The sequence below is a fragment of the Nocardiopsis sp. NPDC007018 genome, assembly GCF_040635075.1.
In the GTDB taxonomy this organism is placed as follows: Bacteria; Actinomycetota; Actinomycetes; order Streptosporangiales; family Streptosporangiaceae; genus Nocardiopsis.
On sequence record NZ_JBEYHA010000037.1, the window covers coordinates 41,227 to 56,297 of the forward strand.

A 15,071-nucleotide genomic window follows, 5' to 3' on the forward strand; every position below is an offset into this window, starting at 1 on the left:
CGTCGTGGCGGGGCCGCCCCCCGGCCCCGCCACACCCCCGCGGCGTCGTTCGCACGGCACACGCCGCCCATGACCCGGCCAGTGTCAACCTGACAGGAGGTGCCCGTGAGCACCGATCCCTCGAGCAGCCAGCAGGGGAAGACCCCGTCCTCCGAGGACGCGAAGAACGCCGCCCCGGAGGGGACCGAGAGGGTCCGGACCTCGAACGCCAGCCCCACCACCTGGTGGCTGACCGGCGGCTCCGTGCTGCTGGTCGGCGCCGTCGTCGCCTCGGTGGTGCTCTTCTTCGGAGGCGGGGACGACCAGGTCACCCCCGACCCCGCCCGGGTGGCGGAGCTGGAGGCCTCCGCCGACGCCCGCCACGTGGACCAGGTGGCCAGCCTGGTGGGCCACACCAGGGCCGCCCACGAGGAACTGGTCCCCGCCCTGGAGTCCCTCAACGGGGTGCTGCCCGCCGACGGCTCGGCCCCTGCCGAGGAGTTTCCGAGTTCCGAGGAGATCGACGGTTGGCTGGGCACGGTGCGCGACGCCGGGGCCCACTTCGAGCTCAGCGAGTCGGGGCGGACCGACTTCAACGTCACCGTCGCCGGGCTGGACGGCTCGGTGGACCTGCTCGGCTCGGCCTTGAGCGCCTACCACGCGGCCTCCCAGGCCGACGACGACCAGCGCACGGACCTGCTGGACCTCGCGGCCGACCTGCGCGACCAGGCGGTGACGGCCTGGTCGGTGGCGGCCACCCAGCTCGACATGGTCAGCGTGGACGCCGGGCACGGCCACATCCACCTGTACCTGCCCGCCGACCCCGCCAGCGGGGCGCTCCAGCCGGACGAGGCGGAGGAGGGCGAGGGGGCGACCGGGGACGGTCCGCCCGCCCACGACGACCACTGACGGGACGGACAAGACGGACAGGACGAACACGCGGGACCGACGCGGCGACGGCCGGAACGACCGCCCGGGCGGGACCGCGCTCCGGAACCACCGGGGCGCGGCCCGCCGGAGACCAGTACCAGCACGACAACCAGCAGGGGAGCACATGACACGTATCGGAGTGTGGTTGGTCGGGGCGCGCGGGTCGGTCGCCACCACGGCCGTCCTGGGCGCCCTGGCCGTACGGGCGGGTGCCGCCGAGCGGACGGGGTGCGTGACCGAACGCCCCGAGTTCGCCGACGCCGACCTGCCCGGCCTCGGCGACCTGGTCTTCGGCGGACACGACGTCTCCGAGACCCCCCTGGTCAAGAGCGCGGTGCCGCTGGCCCGGGCCGGTGTGGTCCCGGCGCACCTGCCCGAGGCCTTCGCGGAGGAGCTCGACGCCGTGGACCGGCGGATTCGCGCGGGTGTGGCGCCCCGCGGCGAGGGGTTCGCCCGCTGCCACGTGGAGCGGCTGGAGCGGGACCTGCGCGCGTTCGCCGAGGACGAGTGCCTGGAGCGGGTCGTGGTGGTGGACCTGTCCAGTACGGAGCCGGTTCCGGAGCGCGTGCCCGAACTGGACGACCCGGACGTGCTGGAGGCGGCCCTGGACGCGGGGACCGCCCGGGTCCCGGCCAGTTCGGTGTACGCGTACGCCGCACTGAGGGCGGGGTGTCCGTTCGTGGAGTTCACTCCGAACGCGGGCCCCCGACCGCCCGCGTTGGCCTCCCTGGCCGAACGGCTCGGGCTGCCGTGGGCGGGGTCGGACGGCAAGACCGGGGAGACCCTGGTCAAGAGCGCGCTGGCGCCCATGTTCGCGGCGCGGGCGCTGCGGGTGCGCTCGTGGTCGTCCACCAACCTGTTGGGCGGGGGCGACGGCGCGACCCTGGCCGACCCGGCCAGCAACGACAGCAAGACCGCCTCCAAGGCGCGGGGGCTGGAACGGATGCTGGGGCACCCCGTGGACGGCCCCCTGCACGTCGACTACGTTCCGGACCTGGGCGACACCAAGACCGCCTGGGACCACGTGTCCTTCGAGGGCTTCCTGGGGGCGCGGATGAGCCTCCAGTTCACCTGGTCGGGGTACGACTCGGCGCTGGCCGCGCCGCTGGTCCTGGACCTGGCCCGGCTGATCGCGCACGCGCACCGGACCGGGCGGGCGGGACCGGTGCCGGAGCTGGGGTTCTTCTTCAAGGACCCGGCCGGGAGCGACGTGCACGGGCTGTCGGCGCAGTGGGAGGAGCTGACCGCCTGGTGCGCGGCACCGGCGGAGGGGGCGGGGCGCGGATGAGCCGGTCTCGGAGGTTCCCGGAACCGCGCGCCCTGGCCCGTCTGGTGCGCCTGCCCGCCGCTCTGACCGTGCTCGGTGACAGCCTCGCCGGGGCGGCCGCCGCGGGCCGGCTGCGCGAGCCCCGTGTATGGGCGCTCCCGGTGGCCTCGGCGTGCCTGTACTGGGCCGGGATGGCTCTCAACGACTACGCTGACCGCGACCTGGACGCGGTCGAGCGCCCCGAACGCCCGCTCCCCTCCGGGGACGTCACCCCGGGCCAGGCCCTGGCCGTGGCCACGGGACTCACGGCGGCGGGAGTCACGGTCGCCGGGCTGGCCGGGGGAGGCCGGACCGCACGGGTGGCGACCGCGCTGGCGGGCACCGTGTGGGCCTACGACCTCGTGCTCAAGCCCACGCCGCTGGCTCCACTGGGTATGGCGGTCAACCGGGGGCTGGACGTGCTGTTGGGCGCCGGCGACCGGCCGGGCGCGGCCGTGCTGCCCGCCGCCGCGATGGCCGTGCACACCTACGGCGTGACGGCGCTGAGCCGTGGCGAGGTGCACGGCACCCGGCCGGGCGTTGCGGCCGGGTCGCTGGCGTGCACGCTGGCCGGGGCCGTCCTGGCCGCGTGTCCGGCGCGCACGGCCCCCGTCACCGCGCGGGGCAGGGTGGGCGAGCTCGCCGCGGGGGCGTTCGCGGGCGCGTTCGCCACCACAGTCGGGTGGGCCCAGGCCCGGGCGCTGGCCGACCCCGGGGCCGGTCCGGTCCGCGCGGCGACCGGCACGGGTATCCGGGGGATGATCCCGCTCCAGTCGGCGCTGCTGTCCCGGTACGGGGCGGTGGAGACCGCGTGCGCGCTGTCCGCCGGGGCCCCGGCGACCGCGCGGGCGGCCAGGGCGGTGTCGGTCACGTGAGCGGGCAGCTGAGGCTGGGGTACGGCACCAACGGGTTCTGGGACCACCGGCTGGACGACGCGCTGGCGATCATCGCCGACCTCGGGTACGCGGGGGTCGGCCTCACCCTGGACCACCCGCACCTGGACCCGTTCTCCCTTGACGTGAACGCCCGGGTGGCGGCGGTCGGACGCAGGCTGGACGCGCTGGGGCTGGCGGTGGTGGTGGAGACCGGGGCCCGGTACCTGTTGGACCCGCGCCGCAAGCACGAACCCACCCTGGTGTCGGACCGCGACCGCGACGTGCGGGTCGACCTGCTGCGCCGGGCGGTGCGGATCGCGCACACGCTGGGCGCGGAGGCGGTGTCGTTCTGGTCCGGCGTCCTGCCCGCCGGTGTCACCCGGGAGGAGGGCCGGGACCGGCTGCTGTCCGGGGTGGAGAAGGTGCTGGTGACGGCGGACGGGCTCGGGGTCGACCTCGCGTTCGAGCCCGAGCCGGGCATGTTCGCCGAGCGGCTGGAGGACGTCCTGGAGCTGCGGCGCGCGCTGGGCGGGCCCGAACGGCTCCGGGTGACGTTGGACGTGGGGCACGGGGTGTGCAACGAGCCCGACGGCCCCGAGGGGGCGGTGGCCCGCGCCGGGAACCTGATCGCCAACGTGCAGCTGGACGACATGCGCCCGCGCGTGCACGAACACCTGGAGTTCGGTGAGGGCGACCTCGACCTGGCCGGGGTGCTGGCCGCCCTGGACCGTGTGGGGTACACGGGGCTGGCCTCGGTGGAACTGCCCCGGCACGGGCACGCGGCGCCGCTGGTGGCCGCGCGCTCCAAGCGTGCGCTCGACACGGCCTGGTCGCGGGTGCTGGAGGGGCGCGGGGGCGGGAGGGGCACGAGTGATGGTGAGTGAAGTGACGCACGTGAGCCGTGGGACACGACGACCGGAACGAGGAGGCGCCGCGTGGTAGCCGTCGACGACCTGCTGGCGGAACCCGCCCGTACCGAGCTGGCCCGGATGCGCGCCGAGGTCGTCGAGCGCCCCGGGCGCGTGGCCGTCCTCTTCCCGTCCGCCGCCCGCCGGGTCGCGCGCGGCCCCGGCCCCTCCGGGGACCCCACCGGAACCGAGGGCCCGACCCTGGACGACCTGGTCCGGGTGGAACTGCTCCGGACCCTCGCGACGGCGCTGCCCCCGGGCGGCCTGGCCCGGGAGGTCGACGCCCTCTACGACCACGGCGACGCCGACGAGCGCCGCGCCGTGCTGCGCGGACTCGACGCCCTCGACACCGGGGCGCCGGAGGTCGCCGCCACCACGCGCCGCCTGCTCGCGGACGCCCTGCGCACCAACGACACCCGACTGGTCGCGGCCGCCTCGGCCAGCGGGGCACAGTCCCTGCTGGACGACCACTCCTGGCGCCAGACCGTTCTCAAGTGCCTGTTCGTCGGCGTCCCGCTGCGCCTGGTGGCGGGCATGCGCGAGCGGGCCGACGCCGAACTGGCCCGCATGTGCGCGGACTTCGCCCGCGAGCGCGAGCGCGCGGGACGGGCGGTGCCCGCCGACGTCCACCCGCTCCTGGGGCGTTTCCCCCGCGCACCCGACCAGGCCCGCCCGTCCGGCCCCGACCCCCACTGACTGGAGGCGTCATGCGCATCTTCGACCCGCACGTCCACATGACCTCGCGGACCACCGCCGACTACCGGGCGATGTACGACGCCGGGGTCCGCGCCCTGGTGGAACCCGCCTTCTGGCTCGGGCAGCCCCGGACCAGCGCGGGCTCCTTCCGGGACTACTTCGACGGCCTGGTCGGTTGGGAGCGCTTCCGAGCCGCCCAGTTCGGCATCCGCCACCACTGCGCGATCGCGCTCAACCCCAAGGAGGCCAACGACCCCCGTCTGACCGGGGTGCTCGACCTCCTCCCCCGCTACCTGGCCAAGGACGGCGTGGTGGCCGTGGGCGAGGTGGGGTTCGACTCGCGCACCTCCGAGGAGGAGAAGGCGTTCCGGCACCAGCTGGAGCTGGCTCGGGAGTTCGGGCTGCCGGTGCTGGTGCACACGCCGCACCGGGACAAGGTCGAGGGGACCCGGCACACCCTGCGGCTGGTCGAGGAGTCGGGGATCGCCCCCGAGACGGTCCTGGTCGACCACCTGAACGAGACCACCGTGGAGATGGTCCGCGACTCCGGGTGCGTGCTGGGCTTCTCCGTCTACCCCGACACGAAAATGTCGCCGGAACGGATGGTGCGCGTGCTGTCCGAGTGGGGCCTGGACCGCACCGTGGTGAACTCGGCGGCGGACTGGGGGCACAGCGACCCGCTGACCACCGCGTACACGGGGCGGCGGATGCTGGAGGCGGGGTTCACCGAGGACGACGTGGACCGCGTGCTGTGGCGCAACCCGGTCGAGTTCTTCGGGAGGAGCGGCCGCCTGTTGCTGGAGGACGGCGCGGGCCCGGAGGCCGGGGGCACGTTCTCGGGCAACTCGATCCTGCGCGGCGAGCGCCCGGACACCGAGCCGCCCCCGGACCCGCGCTCCGTCGCACCAGGGGGCGCCGCGTGAGGTTCCGGCACCCCGACGGCACCGTCGTCCACCTCGCCTACTGCACCAACGTCCACCCCGCCGAGGACCTGGACGGCGTCCTGCGCCAGATCCGGGTGTTCGGCGGCGGGGTCCGGGCCGCGCTCGGCGCCGAACGGCTCGGTCTGGGCCTGTGGCTGCCCGCGCCGCTCGCCCGCGAGCTGGCCGCCTCCCCCGCGCTCACCGAGAGGCTGCGCGCCGGACTGGCCTCCGCCGGGCTGGAGACGGTCACCCTCAACGCCTTCCCCTACACCGGGTTCCACGCACCCGTCGTCAAGCACGCGGTGTACTCCCCGGACTGGACCGAGCGCGCCCGCCTGGAGTACACGGTGGACTGCGCGCGGGTGCTGGCCCGGCTGATGCCCGACGACGCGGCGCGCGGCAGCGTCTCCACCCTGCCGCTGGCCTGGCGGGACCCCTGGGACGCCGCGAGGCTGGACACAGCGCGAGGCCACCTCGCGGAACTCTCCGCCGCACTGGAGAGGCTCGCCGGAGCCGGGCGCCCGGTACGGGTCGGACTGGAGCCCGAACCCGGCTGCGCGGTGGAGACCAGCGAGGACGCCGTCCGCCTGCTCGCCGACCCGCCCCCGCACGTGGGCGTGTGCCTGGACACCTGTCACCTGGCCGTGGGGTTCGAGGAACCGGGCCCCGCCCTGGACCGCCTGGCCGAGGCCGGGCTACCGGTGGTCAAGACCCAGGCGTCGGCGGCCGTGGAGGCGCCCGACCCGAACGACCCCGCGACCCGGTCCGCCCTCGCCGCCTTCGCGGAGGACCGGTTCCTGCACCAGACCCGAGAGCTGGTCGACGGCCGCCCCCTGGCCAGGGACGACCTGCACGAGGCCCTGGGCGGCCCCCGCCCGCTGGAGGGCCGGGGCCCCTGGCGCACCCACTTCCACGCGCCCCTGCACTCCCCCGCCGCCGCTCCCCTGCGCGGCACCACCGACCACCTCGACCGCACCCTCTCCCTCCTGCTGGGACCCGGCGGCGCCCGTACCGACCACGTGGAGGTGGAGACCTACACCTGGACGGTGCTGCCCGAGGAGCGACGACCGGTCGGGGAGGCGGGGCTCGTGGCCGGGATCGCCGCCGAACTGGCCTGGGCGCGCGACCGGCTCACCGCGCTCGGGCTCGTTCCGCTCTGAGCCGCGGGCCTCCGGCTCCCGGCCCCCGGCCTCCGCACCGTACCCGCCCACCACGCGCCCGCCACGGAAGGGAACCACGCCCCATGACCAGCCGCCTCCTCGTCGTCGACGCGGTCGGGCTCACCCCCCGCCTGCTCGAACACGCGCCACGCCTGCGCGCCCTGGCCGAGCGCGGCTGGAGCGCTCCCCTGGACACGGTGCTGCCCGCCGTCACGTGCACCGTGCAGTCCACGTTCCTCACCGGGACCGCCCCGGCCGAGCACGGGGCCGTCGCCAACGGCTGGTACTTCCGGGACCTGGGCGAGGTACACCTGTGGCGGCAGCACAACCGGCTGGTGGGGGGAGAGAAGGTGTGGGAGACCGCCCGACGCCACCGCCCGGGCTTTCGCACCGCCAACGTCTGCTGGTGGTACGCCATGGGCGCCACCACCGACTGGACCGTCACACCCCGGCCGGTGTACCACGCGGACGGCCGCAAGTCACCGGACTGCTACGCGCGGCCGGTCGAGCTGCACGACGAGCTCACCTCCGAGCTGGGGCCCTTCCCGCTCTTCCACTACTGGGGGCCGACCGCGTCCCTCCGTTCCACCGAGTGGATCGTGGCCGCCACCCGCAGGCTCCTGCCCCGGGCCGACCTCACCCTCTGTTACGTCCCCCACCTGGACTACGACCTCCAGCGCTTCGGACCCGACTCCGCGCAGGCCCGGCGGGCGGTGGGCGACCTGGACACCGCCCTCGCTCCGCTGCTGGACGACGCCGAGGCGGCCGGGGCGGCGGTCCTGGTGCTCAGTGAGTACGGCATCACCCCCGCCGACCGGCCCGTCCACGTCAACCGGCTGCTGCGCCGCGAAGGACTCCTGGAGGTGTACACGCAGGAGGGCATGGAGTACCTGGACCCGTGGGCCTCCCGGGCCTTCGCGGTCGCCGACCACCAGTGCGCGCACGTGTACGTCCGCGACCCCGCCGACCTGCCGAGGGTCACCGAGCTCCTGCGCGGGCTGGACGGGGTCGACCTGGTCCTGGACCGCGAGGCCCAGGCGGGGTACGGGCTGGACCACGAGCGCTCGGGGGAGCTGGTGCTGTTCGCCCGCCCGGGCGCCTGGTTCACCTACTACTACTGGCTGGACGACCGGTCCGCGCCCGACTTCGCGCGCGGGGTGGACATCCACCGCAAGCCCGGGTACGACCCGGCCGAGCTCTTCCTGAACCCCGCCGACCCGCTGGTGAAGGCGAGGGCGGCGGCCAACCTCGTCCGCAAGCGGGTGGGCCTGCGCTACGCCATGAACGTCGTCCCCCTGGACCCGGGCTGTGTGCGGGGCACCCACGGGCGACCCCACGACGACCCCCAGGACGGGCCTCTCGTGCTGTGCAGCGAGCCGGGGCTCGCCCGCGACCGCGTCGCCGCCGCCGAGGTGCGCGACCTCATGCTCGGCCTCGTCGGTGTGCCGGCACCGGCGGGGCCGACCCCGCCCTGAACCGACCGCCCCCGGGGCGGAGCCGACCGGCCCCGCCCATCCACCGCCACTCTGGAGGCAGCCCGATGACCCGACCGGTCACCCTCTTCACCGGCCAGTGGGCCGACCTGCCCTTCGACGAGGTGTGCGCGCTCGCCGCCTCCTGGGGCTACGACGGCCTGGAGATCGCCTGCTGGGGCGACCACCTGGACGTCACCCGCGCCGCCGTGGACGACGCCTACGTCCGCGGGCGCCTGGAGATCCTGGAACGGCACGGCCTGGGGGTGTGGGCGATCTCGAACCACCTCCTGGGCCAGGCCGTGTGCGACGACCCCGTCGACCACCGCCACCGCGACATCCTGCCCTCCCGGGTCTGGGGCGACGGTGAACCCGAGGGCGTGCGCCGCCGCGCCGCCGAGGAGATGAAGCTGACCGCCCGCGCCGCCGCGAACCTCGGGGTGTCGACGGTGGTGGGCTTCACGGGGTCGGCGATCTGGAAGTACGTGGCGATGTTCCCGCCGGTGGGCGCGGACGTGATCGAGGCGGGCTACCGGGACTTCGCCGACCGGTGGAACCCGATCCTGGACGTGTTCGACGAGGTGGGCATGCGGTTCGCGCACGAGGTGCACCCGTCGGAGATCGCCTACGACCACTGGTCGACCGAGGCGGCGCTGGAGGCGGTGGGGCACCGTGAGGCGTTCGGGCTGAACTGGGACCCCAGCCACATGGTGTGGCAGGACATCGACCCGGTGGGGTTCCTGTGGGACTTCCGCGACCGGATCTACCACGTGGACTGCAAGGACGCCCGCAAGCGCGTGGGCAACGGCCGCAACGGACGGCTCGGATCGCATCTGCCCTGGGGCGACCCGCGCCGGGGGTGGGACTTCGTGTCCACGGGCCGGGGCGACGTGCCGTGGGAGGCGTGTTTTCGGGTGCTGAACTCGATCGGCTACCAGGGACCGCTCTCCGTGGAGTGGGAGGACGCGGGCATGGACCGGCTGGCGGGGGCGGCGGAGGCGGTGCGGTTCGTGCGGGCCAACGCCTTCGACCCGCCTACGGCGTCCTTCGACGCGGCGTTCGGGTCGGGCTGACCGGGTCGTCGGCGACCCGAGGCAGGCCGTGCCGTCCGGTGCCACGGGGTCGCCGTGGCACCGGACTCACATCATCGGGGCGATGACCACCCGGTAGCGTCCGCCGTCCGAGGTGGCCACGTCGTGCCGGAAGTCGTTGACCCGGTTGACCGAGCGCTGGACGGCGTCGCTGCCGAAGGCACTGGTGTCGACCGTGGGCAGGTGCTTCCGGAGGGCGAGGACCGCCTCGTCCACGGACAGGGCAGTGCACCGGTGTTCGGGGGTGATGCGTTGTCCGCCGTCGCTGAGCCGACTGATCGCGATCCGGAACATACCGGGTCTCCCTGGTCCGCTGGGGGATGGTCACCGGCATTCTCCCGCATAGGCGACGGGCTGGCCAGTGGCGGAACGGTGGCGGGGCACGGTCAGGGACGGGGGCGGGGCCGGCGGGGAACGTGGTGGAGGGTGGCTGCGGAAGGGGCGGGAGGGATGGAAGCGGACGTCAGAGCCAGGAGACCCGGGAGTCCTCCAGCCCGTAGCGGGCGGCGACGATCTCCACCTCGCCGTTGGTGACGAACTCGCCGATCTCCGGGTCCTCGGCGAGCAGCCGGGCGATGTGCTCGGCGTTGGCGCGGACGCAGTCGTCGAGGAAGTCCTCACCGTCGTCGGGGGTGGACTCCACCACCTCCAGGATCTCGGCGACCAGGCCGCCGACGTGCCCGGGCGGGAGCTGGCCGGTGCGGTGGGCCTGCACGGCGGCGTCGACGGCGCCGCAGCTCTGGTGGCCCATGACGACGATCAGCGGTGTGTGCAGGTGTTCGACGGCGTAGGTGAGACTCCCGAGCACCGAGCCGTCCAGGACCTGACCGGCGGAGCGGATGGTGAAGAGGTCGCCCAGCCCCTGGTCGAAGACGAGCTCCGGGGGGACCCGGGAGTCCGCGCAGCCGAGGACGGTCGCGAAGGGGGCCTGGCCGTCGACGAGCTGGGCCCGGCGGGACCGGCTCTCGTTCGGGTGCGTGGACGCGTAACGCGCCCAGCGCTGGTTACCCCGCTTGAGCAGGCGCAGGGCCTCCTTGGCGTCGCGGGCGACGGGGGGCGCGGAGGGGGTGTCGGCCCAGGCCACGGAGGCGGGGATGGTGGTGGCGACGGCGGCGCCGACGCCGCCGATCAGCGATGCCTTGAAGGCACCGCGACGGGTGATGGCCATGTGCTCTTTTTCCGTTTCACGAACAAAACGACATTTGCCAGCAAAGCGGGTAAAAGCTACCCCTGGTGCTCGAGCGATCACAAGGGGATTGACGCATCCCTAACACCGCGTGGCCGCATCCAGCCACGCGGGAATACGGGCGCCTCCCCTCGCCCGGACGACGCCGCGAGGGGCCGCCGGACGAGGCCGCGCGCACCGGCACCGCGGGAAGCCGAGGTCGTCGCGGGTGCGCACCCTTCCCGGACCGCGTCCCCGGGTCTAGGGTGGGATACCTACCGACCGTTCGTTCAGTGAGCCGGTGCTCAGGAGGACGACGCGGCCGGACCACCGACCCCGCGCACGTCCGACCCCGTCACGAGGTAGATTCGACAACCGTGTCCCGATCTTCCGCACCCGAACCAGCCGCCCCGAAACAGACCGGCAGGCGCCGCTCCGGCCGCCCCGGGCACGACGCCGACTCCGTGCTCCGCGTGGCCGCGCGCGTGTTCAACGAACGCGGGTACGACGGGACCAGCATGGAGGACCTGGCCCGCGCCCTCGGGGTGACCAAGTCCGCGATCTACCACCACGTCACCGGCAAGACCGAGCTGCTGCGCCAGTCCCTCGACCTCGCCATGGACGCGCTGTTCGAGGTCACCCGCGAGGAGGGCGCCACCACCGGCCCGGCCATCGCGCGGCTCGAACACGTGATGCGCGGCAGCGTCCGGGTGCTCGTCGAGGAACTCCCCCACGTCACCCTGCTGTTGCGGGTGCGCGGCAACACCGAGGTGGAGAAGCACGCCCTCGAACGGCGCCGCCGGTTCGACCACCTCATCGCCGACCTGGTGCGCGAGGGCGTCGTGGACGGCGACATCCGCAGCGACGTCGACCCGGCCGTCGCCTCCCGACTGCTCTTCGGCATGGTCAACTCCGTCGTGGAGTGGTACAAGCCGGACCGGGGCATGTCGTGCGAGGAGATCGCCGACTCCCTGTGCCGCATCGCCTTCGCAGGGTTGCGGTCGCACCGGGACTGAGCCCTCCGGCGCGCCCCACCACCCCCATTGGCCACATCAGGCCAACGGATCGTCGACGTACCCCCTGGTCAACGGGGCGGCGCGTCCCTACTCTCCATGAACGGGGCCACATCTGTGACCCACGTCATGGAATGCAGAGAGCTGGGACCGTGACCGAACTCCTCCCCCAAGGCTGGCCGACCCCCACCATCGCCTTCGCCATCTCGGTGATCGGCGCCTTCCTCGGGTTCTCCTTCGCCGCCAGGGCACGCCGCACGACCGGCTTCTTCCGATGGCAGTGGCACGCCCTGGCCGCCCTGGCCCTGGGCGGCATGGCCGTGTGGGCCATGCACTTCGTCGCGATGCTGGGCTACTCCGTGCCCGGCACCCCGCTGCGCTACGACGTCCCGCTGACCGTCCTCAGCGGAGCGGTCCCCGTCCTGGTCACCGGGGTCGCGCTGCTTCCACTCCAGCGCGGGGCCACCGCCGTGCGCGTCCTGGGCGGCGGCCTGCTCGTCGGCCTCGGCATCGTCGCCATGCACCACGTCGGCGTGGCCGCGATGAACCTGCACGGCACCCTGCACCACGACCCGTACCTCATGGCCGTGTCGACGGTGATCGCCGTGGTCGCCGGGACCGCGGCCCTGTGGTGCGCCCGCCGGACGCGCGGACTGCCCGGGACCGTCCTCGCCTCGGTAGTGCTGGCGGCCGCCGTCACCGCCACCCACTACACGAGCATGGCCGGGATGCGGATCGTCCCGCCCGACTTCACCCCTGTGGGCGCCCCCGACGGCGCCAAGGCGTGGGACCTCCTGCTGCCGGTGATCACCGGCCTGTTCGTCCTGCTGCTGATCTGTAGCCTCTTCCTCCTGCTGGGGGACGACGAGGAGAACGAGCGCCGGGACTACTCCCGCGCCGCCGAACGCGCACCGGACCGGGCCGAACCCGGCACCGGGGAGGCCTACACCCCGCGCCACGGAGTACCGGTGGCACCCCGCCCCACCGACGACGTGTGGACCCGGCGCCGCTGAACGGCCCCGGGAAAATCGCTGGCACGGCGTCGGCCCCCTGCCCTAGGGTCGGTGCGTGCCACGCGGTCCGCGTCGGCCGCTGACGAGAGGAGCACGCCCATGGCCCGCCTCATGCCTGGCCCCAGCATCCGCACCGCATTCGTCAGCGAGCCCTAGACCGCGCCCCGCGGCGGCTCGCGCTCCACGGAGAGAGCAACGTGAGTCACCACAGCACCAACACCAACACCAACACCGAGGGCCGTACCACCCACCCGCTCGACACACTGGGCTGGAACTCCCGAGTGGCCGCCGCCTTCGACGCCGCCACCGGCGGATCACCGCACGCCCTGCTCCCGGCCCGGGTCAGCGAGGCCCGCCGGGGAGCCGTCGGCGTCCGGCTGCCCCAGCACGCGACCGCCGCGCTCGCACCCGAGGTGCGCAGGGCGGCGGAGACCGACCCCGCCACCGCTCCGACCACCGGCGACTGGGTGGCCGTCCGCCGTTCGGGCGACACCTGGCTGGTCGAGGCCGTGCTGGAACGCTCCGGCACCCTCGTCCGCCAGGGCGTGGCCAAGGACTCCCACGACCAGGTCCTGGCCGCCAACGTCGACGCCGTCCTGATCTGCGAGGCCGCCGACCAGGGTCCCAACGTGGGCCGCCTGGAGCGGTTCCTCAGCCTCGCCTGGACCAGCGGCGCCGCACCGGTCGTGGCGGTCACCAAGTCCGAACTCGCCGGCGACCGTCTCCCCGAGGTGGTCGAACTGGTCACGTCGGTCACGACCGGGGCCGAGGTGCACGCCGTCAGCGCGCACACCGGTGAGGGGCTGGAGGAGCTGTCCGCCCTCCTGCGCCCCGGGGCCACCTGGGTCCTGCTCGGCACCTCCGGCGCCGGAAAGTCCAGCCTGCTCAACGCCCTGGCCGGACGCACGGTCATGGAGACGGGGGCGATCCGCGACGATCGGCGCGGCCGCCACACCACCACCCACCGCCAGCTGATCCCCATGCCCGGGGGCGCGCTGTTCCTCGACATCCCCGGGGTACGCCGCATCGACGTGCCCGGGGACGAGACCGGAGTGGACCGCACCTTCGCGGACGTCAACGCTCTGGCCGACGCGTGCAGGTTCGGGGACTGTTCCCACGACACCGAGCCCGGCTGCGCCGTCCGCGCCGCCGTGGACGAGGGGGAGCTGGACTCCCGGCGCCTCGAACGCTGGTTCAAGCTGCGCCGCGAGGCGGAGTGGAACCGGTCCCGCGGCGACGCGCGTATGCGCGCCGCCCGGCGCCAGGAGTCGAAGCGCAACACCCGGGAGGGCCGGGAGGCGGGCCGCCTCAAGCGCGGATACTAGGCTTTGGCGGGCCGGGGCCGTTCGGTCCCGGCCCGCTGTTCGCCGCCCGTCACCGCCCGGTACGAACCGGTTGGCGGCGCGTCCGGGGCCCTGTCAGAACCGGAAGGCCCGCCGGGCGTTGTCGGCGACGATCCCGGCCAGCTCGTCCTCGCCCATGCCCTTGGTCTCGGCGAGCACCCGCAGGGTCAGCGGGATCAGGTAGGGGGCGTTGGGCCGCCCCCGGTAGGGCTTGGGAGTGAGGAAGGGGGCGTCGGTCTCCACCAGCACCAGCTCCGGTGGGGCGACCGCCGCCGCCTCGCGCAGGTGCTCGGCACTGGCGAAGGTGACGTTGCCCGCGAAGCTCATGTAGTAGCCCCGCTCCGCGCACACCCGCGCCATCTCGGCGTCCCCGGAGAAGCAGTGGAAGACCACCCGTTCGGGTGCGCCCTCCTCCTCCAGGACGCGCAGGACGTCCTCGTGCGCCTCACGGTCGTGGATCATGAGCGCCTTGCCGTGCCTCTTGGCGATGGCGATGTGGCGGCGAAACGACAGCTCCTGTGCCCGGGCGCCCTCGGGGCCGGTCCGGAAGGTGTCCATCCCGGTCTCCCCGACCGCGACCACCTCCGGCAGCGCCGCCAACGCGTCGATCTCGGCGAGCTCGGCCTCCAGCGCCTCGACGCCCCCGGCCGGTCGCGCCTTGCCCGCCCAGTCGGTGTCGTCCGGCTCCACTCCCTCGGCGCCGTCACCGTGCACGACGCGGGGGGCCTCGTTCGGGTGCAGGGCCACCGCCGCCCACACCCTGCCGGGGTGCTTCGCGGCGACCTCGGCCGCCCAGCGGGAGGAGGGCAGGTCGACGCCGACCTGCACGAGCGGGGTCACGCCCACGGCCTGCGCCGCCGCGATGATCTCCTCGACGCCGGGGGTCTGCATGTCCATGTGGGTGTGGCTGTCGGCCACCGCGACCCGCAACGGCTCGGGTGCGGGTGGCGGCGTCTGCGCGTTGCGCTCCCTGACCGCGCTGCCCTTGCGTCTGCCCATGCCCATGCCCCCATCACGTGTCCTGCGTGCGCCGTGGTGATTCTAGGCGGCCCCGGGCCTCGGATCGGCCGGTGGCGCCGGACGACGTGAGAGCGGTCGGGCGCCGGTCCGTGTGGATGCTGACCCTGCCCAGACCGTTGAAGGCCAGGATGCACAGCACGCTCAGGAGGACGGCGGGGACCATCGCGTAGATGCCGA

General features: G+C 74.2%; 16 protein-coding genes. 12 read left to right on the forward strand and 4 right to left on the reverse strand.

Annotated features, from left to right (window positions below; all coding sequences use genetic code 11):
* Positions 1-105: 105 nt before the first annotated feature.
* From ABZ635_RS19235 to ABZ635_RS19275, 9 genes are all read left to right on the forward strand, one after another.
* The gene (locus ABZ635_RS19235) at positions 106-888 is read left to right on the forward strand and encodes a hypothetical protein (RefSeq protein WP_357766803.1); all 783 of its coding nucleotides are present in this window, start codon (positions 106-108) and stop codon (positions 886-888) included.
* Positions 889-1,033: 145 nt separating this feature from the next.
* Complete coding sequence (locus ABZ635_RS19240; protein ID WP_357766806.1) at positions 1,034-2,197, forward strand: inositol-3-phosphate synthase; 1,164 nt, start codon at positions 1,034-1,036, stop codon at positions 2,195-2,197.
* Positions 2,194-3,090, forward strand: a complete 897-nt coding sequence (locus ABZ635_RS19245; RefSeq protein ID WP_357766809.1) for an SCO3242 family prenyltransferase — start codon at positions 2,194-2,196, stop codon at positions 3,088-3,090. Before ABZ635_RS19240 ends, ABZ635_RS19245 begins: the two co-directional genes overlap by 4 nt.
* Complete coding sequence (locus ABZ635_RS19250) at positions 3,027-3,974, forward strand: sugar phosphate isomerase/epimerase family protein (protein WP_357766812.1); 948 nt, start codon at positions 3,027-3,029, stop codon at positions 3,972-3,974. The genes ABZ635_RS19245 and ABZ635_RS19250 overlap by 64 nt, the downstream gene beginning before the upstream one ends.
* A 51-nt stretch (positions 3,975-4,025) precedes the next feature.
* Positions 4,026-4,694 (forward strand): EboA domain-containing protein, encoded by a 669-nt coding sequence (locus tag ABZ635_RS19255; RefSeq protein ID WP_357766815.1) that lies wholly within the window; start codon positions 4,026-4,028, stop codon positions 4,692-4,694.
* 11 nt (positions 4,695-4,705) lie between these two features.
* Positions 4,706-5,617: a TatD family hydrolase gene (locus tag ABZ635_RS19260; protein WP_357766818.1), complete on the forward strand. Its 912-nt coding sequence runs from the start codon at positions 4,706-4,708 to the stop codon at positions 5,615-5,617.
* Positions 5,614-6,777, forward strand: a complete 1,164-nt coding sequence (eboE, locus tag ABZ635_RS19265) for a metabolite traffic protein EboE (protein ID WP_357766821.1) — start codon at positions 5,614-5,616, stop codon at positions 6,775-6,777. The genes ABZ635_RS19260 and eboE overlap by 4 nt, the downstream gene beginning before the upstream one ends.
* An 83-nt stretch (positions 6,778-6,860) precedes the next feature.
* Entirely contained in the window at positions 6,861-8,252 is a 1,392-nt protein-coding gene (locus ABZ635_RS19270) for a nucleotide pyrophosphatase/phosphodiesterase family protein (RefSeq protein WP_357766824.1), read from the forward strand.
* A 65-nt stretch (positions 8,253-8,317) separates the two neighbouring features.
* The gene (locus ABZ635_RS19275; protein ID WP_357766826.1) at positions 8,318-9,322 is read left to right on the forward strand and encodes a sugar phosphate isomerase/epimerase family protein; all 1,005 of its coding nucleotides are present in this window, start codon (positions 8,318-8,320) and stop codon (positions 9,320-9,322) included.
* A 66-nt stretch (positions 9,323-9,388) separates the two neighbouring features.
* Here ABZ635_RS19275 and ABZ635_RS19280 read toward each other — a convergent pair whose 3' ends face one another.
* Both ABZ635_RS19280 and ABZ635_RS19285 read right to left on the reverse strand, forming a co-directional pair.
* Positions 9,389-9,634 (reverse strand): hypothetical protein, encoded by a 246-nt coding sequence (locus ABZ635_RS19280; protein WP_357766829.1) that lies wholly within the window; start codon positions 9,632-9,634, stop codon positions 9,389-9,391.
* 169 nt (positions 9,635-9,803) lie between these two features.
* Positions 9,804-10,508 (reverse strand): carbonic anhydrase, encoded by a 705-nt coding sequence (locus tag ABZ635_RS19285; RefSeq protein WP_357766832.1) that lies wholly within the window; start codon positions 10,506-10,508, stop codon positions 9,804-9,806.
* Between the two features lie 470 nt (positions 10,509-10,978).
* Between ABZ635_RS19285 and ABZ635_RS19290 the strand changes: the two genes are divergently transcribed.
* From ABZ635_RS19290 to rsgA, 3 genes are all read left to right on the forward strand, one after another.
* Positions 10,979-11,521, forward strand: coding sequence for a TetR/AcrR family transcriptional regulator (locus ABZ635_RS19290; protein WP_357766854.1), 543 nt, complete (start codon positions 10,979-10,981; stop codon positions 11,519-11,521).
* A gap of 149 nt (positions 11,522-11,670) precedes the next feature.
* Positions 11,671-12,531: an MHYT domain-containing protein gene (locus ABZ635_RS19295; RefSeq protein ID WP_357766835.1), complete on the forward strand. Its 861-nt coding sequence runs from the start codon at positions 11,671-11,673 to the stop codon at positions 12,529-12,531.
* Positions 12,532-12,728: 197 nt separating this feature from the next.
* A complete protein-coding gene (gene rsgA / locus ABZ635_RS19300; RefSeq protein ID WP_357766838.1) occupies positions 12,729-13,856 on the forward strand; it encodes a ribosome small subunit-dependent GTPase A in 1,128 nt (375 codons plus the stop codon).
* A 93-nt stretch (positions 13,857-13,949) separates the two neighbouring features.
* Here the strand turns inward: rsgA and ABZ635_RS19305 are convergent, their stop codons facing one another.
* Together ABZ635_RS19305 and ABZ635_RS19310 are read right to left on the reverse strand one after the other, a co-directional pair.
* Positions 13,950-14,873, reverse strand: coding sequence for a TatD family hydrolase (locus tag ABZ635_RS19305; RefSeq protein WP_357766841.1), 924 nt, complete (start codon positions 14,871-14,873; stop codon positions 13,950-13,952).
* Positions 14,874-14,886: 13 nt separating this feature from the next.
* On the reverse strand, positions 14,887-15,071 hold a 185-nt coding region (locus ABZ635_RS19310), incomplete at its 5' end, for a hypothetical protein (RefSeq protein WP_357766844.1).

Excerpts from the sequence above, each read along its gene's own strand:
- ABZ635_RS19245 (WP_357766809.1), top strand. The coding sequence starts at position 2,194 with ATGAGCCGGTCTCGGAGGTTCCCGGAACCGCGCGCCCTGGCCCGTCTG.
- ABZ635_RS19280 (WP_357766829.1), bottom strand. The coding sequence starts at position 9,634 with ATGTTCCGGATCGCGATCAGTCGGCTCAGCGACGGCGGACAACGCATC.
- ABZ635_RS19275 (WP_357766826.1), top strand. The coding sequence starts at position 8,318 with ATGACCCGACCGGTCACCCTCTTCACCGGCCAGTGGGCCGACCTGCCC.
- ABZ635_RS19240 (WP_357766806.1), top strand. The coding sequence starts at position 1,034 with ATGACACGTATCGGAGTGTGGTTGGTCGGGGCGCGCGGGTCGGTCGCC.
- ABZ635_RS19305 (WP_357766841.1), bottom strand. The coding sequence starts at position 14,873 with ATGGGCAGACGCAAGGGCAGCGCGGTCAGGGAGCGCAACGCGCAGACG.
- ABZ635_RS19270 (WP_357766824.1), top strand. The coding sequence starts at position 6,861 with ATGACCAGCCGCCTCCTCGTCGTCGACGCGGTCGGGCTCACCCCCCGC.
- ABZ635_RS19285 (WP_357766832.1), bottom strand. The coding sequence starts at position 10,508 with ATGGCCATCACCCGTCGCGGTGCCTTCAAGGCATCGCTGATCGGCGGC.
- ABZ635_RS19260 (WP_357766818.1), top strand. The coding sequence starts at position 4,706 with ATGCGCATCTTCGACCCGCACGTCCACATGACCTCGCGGACCACCGCC.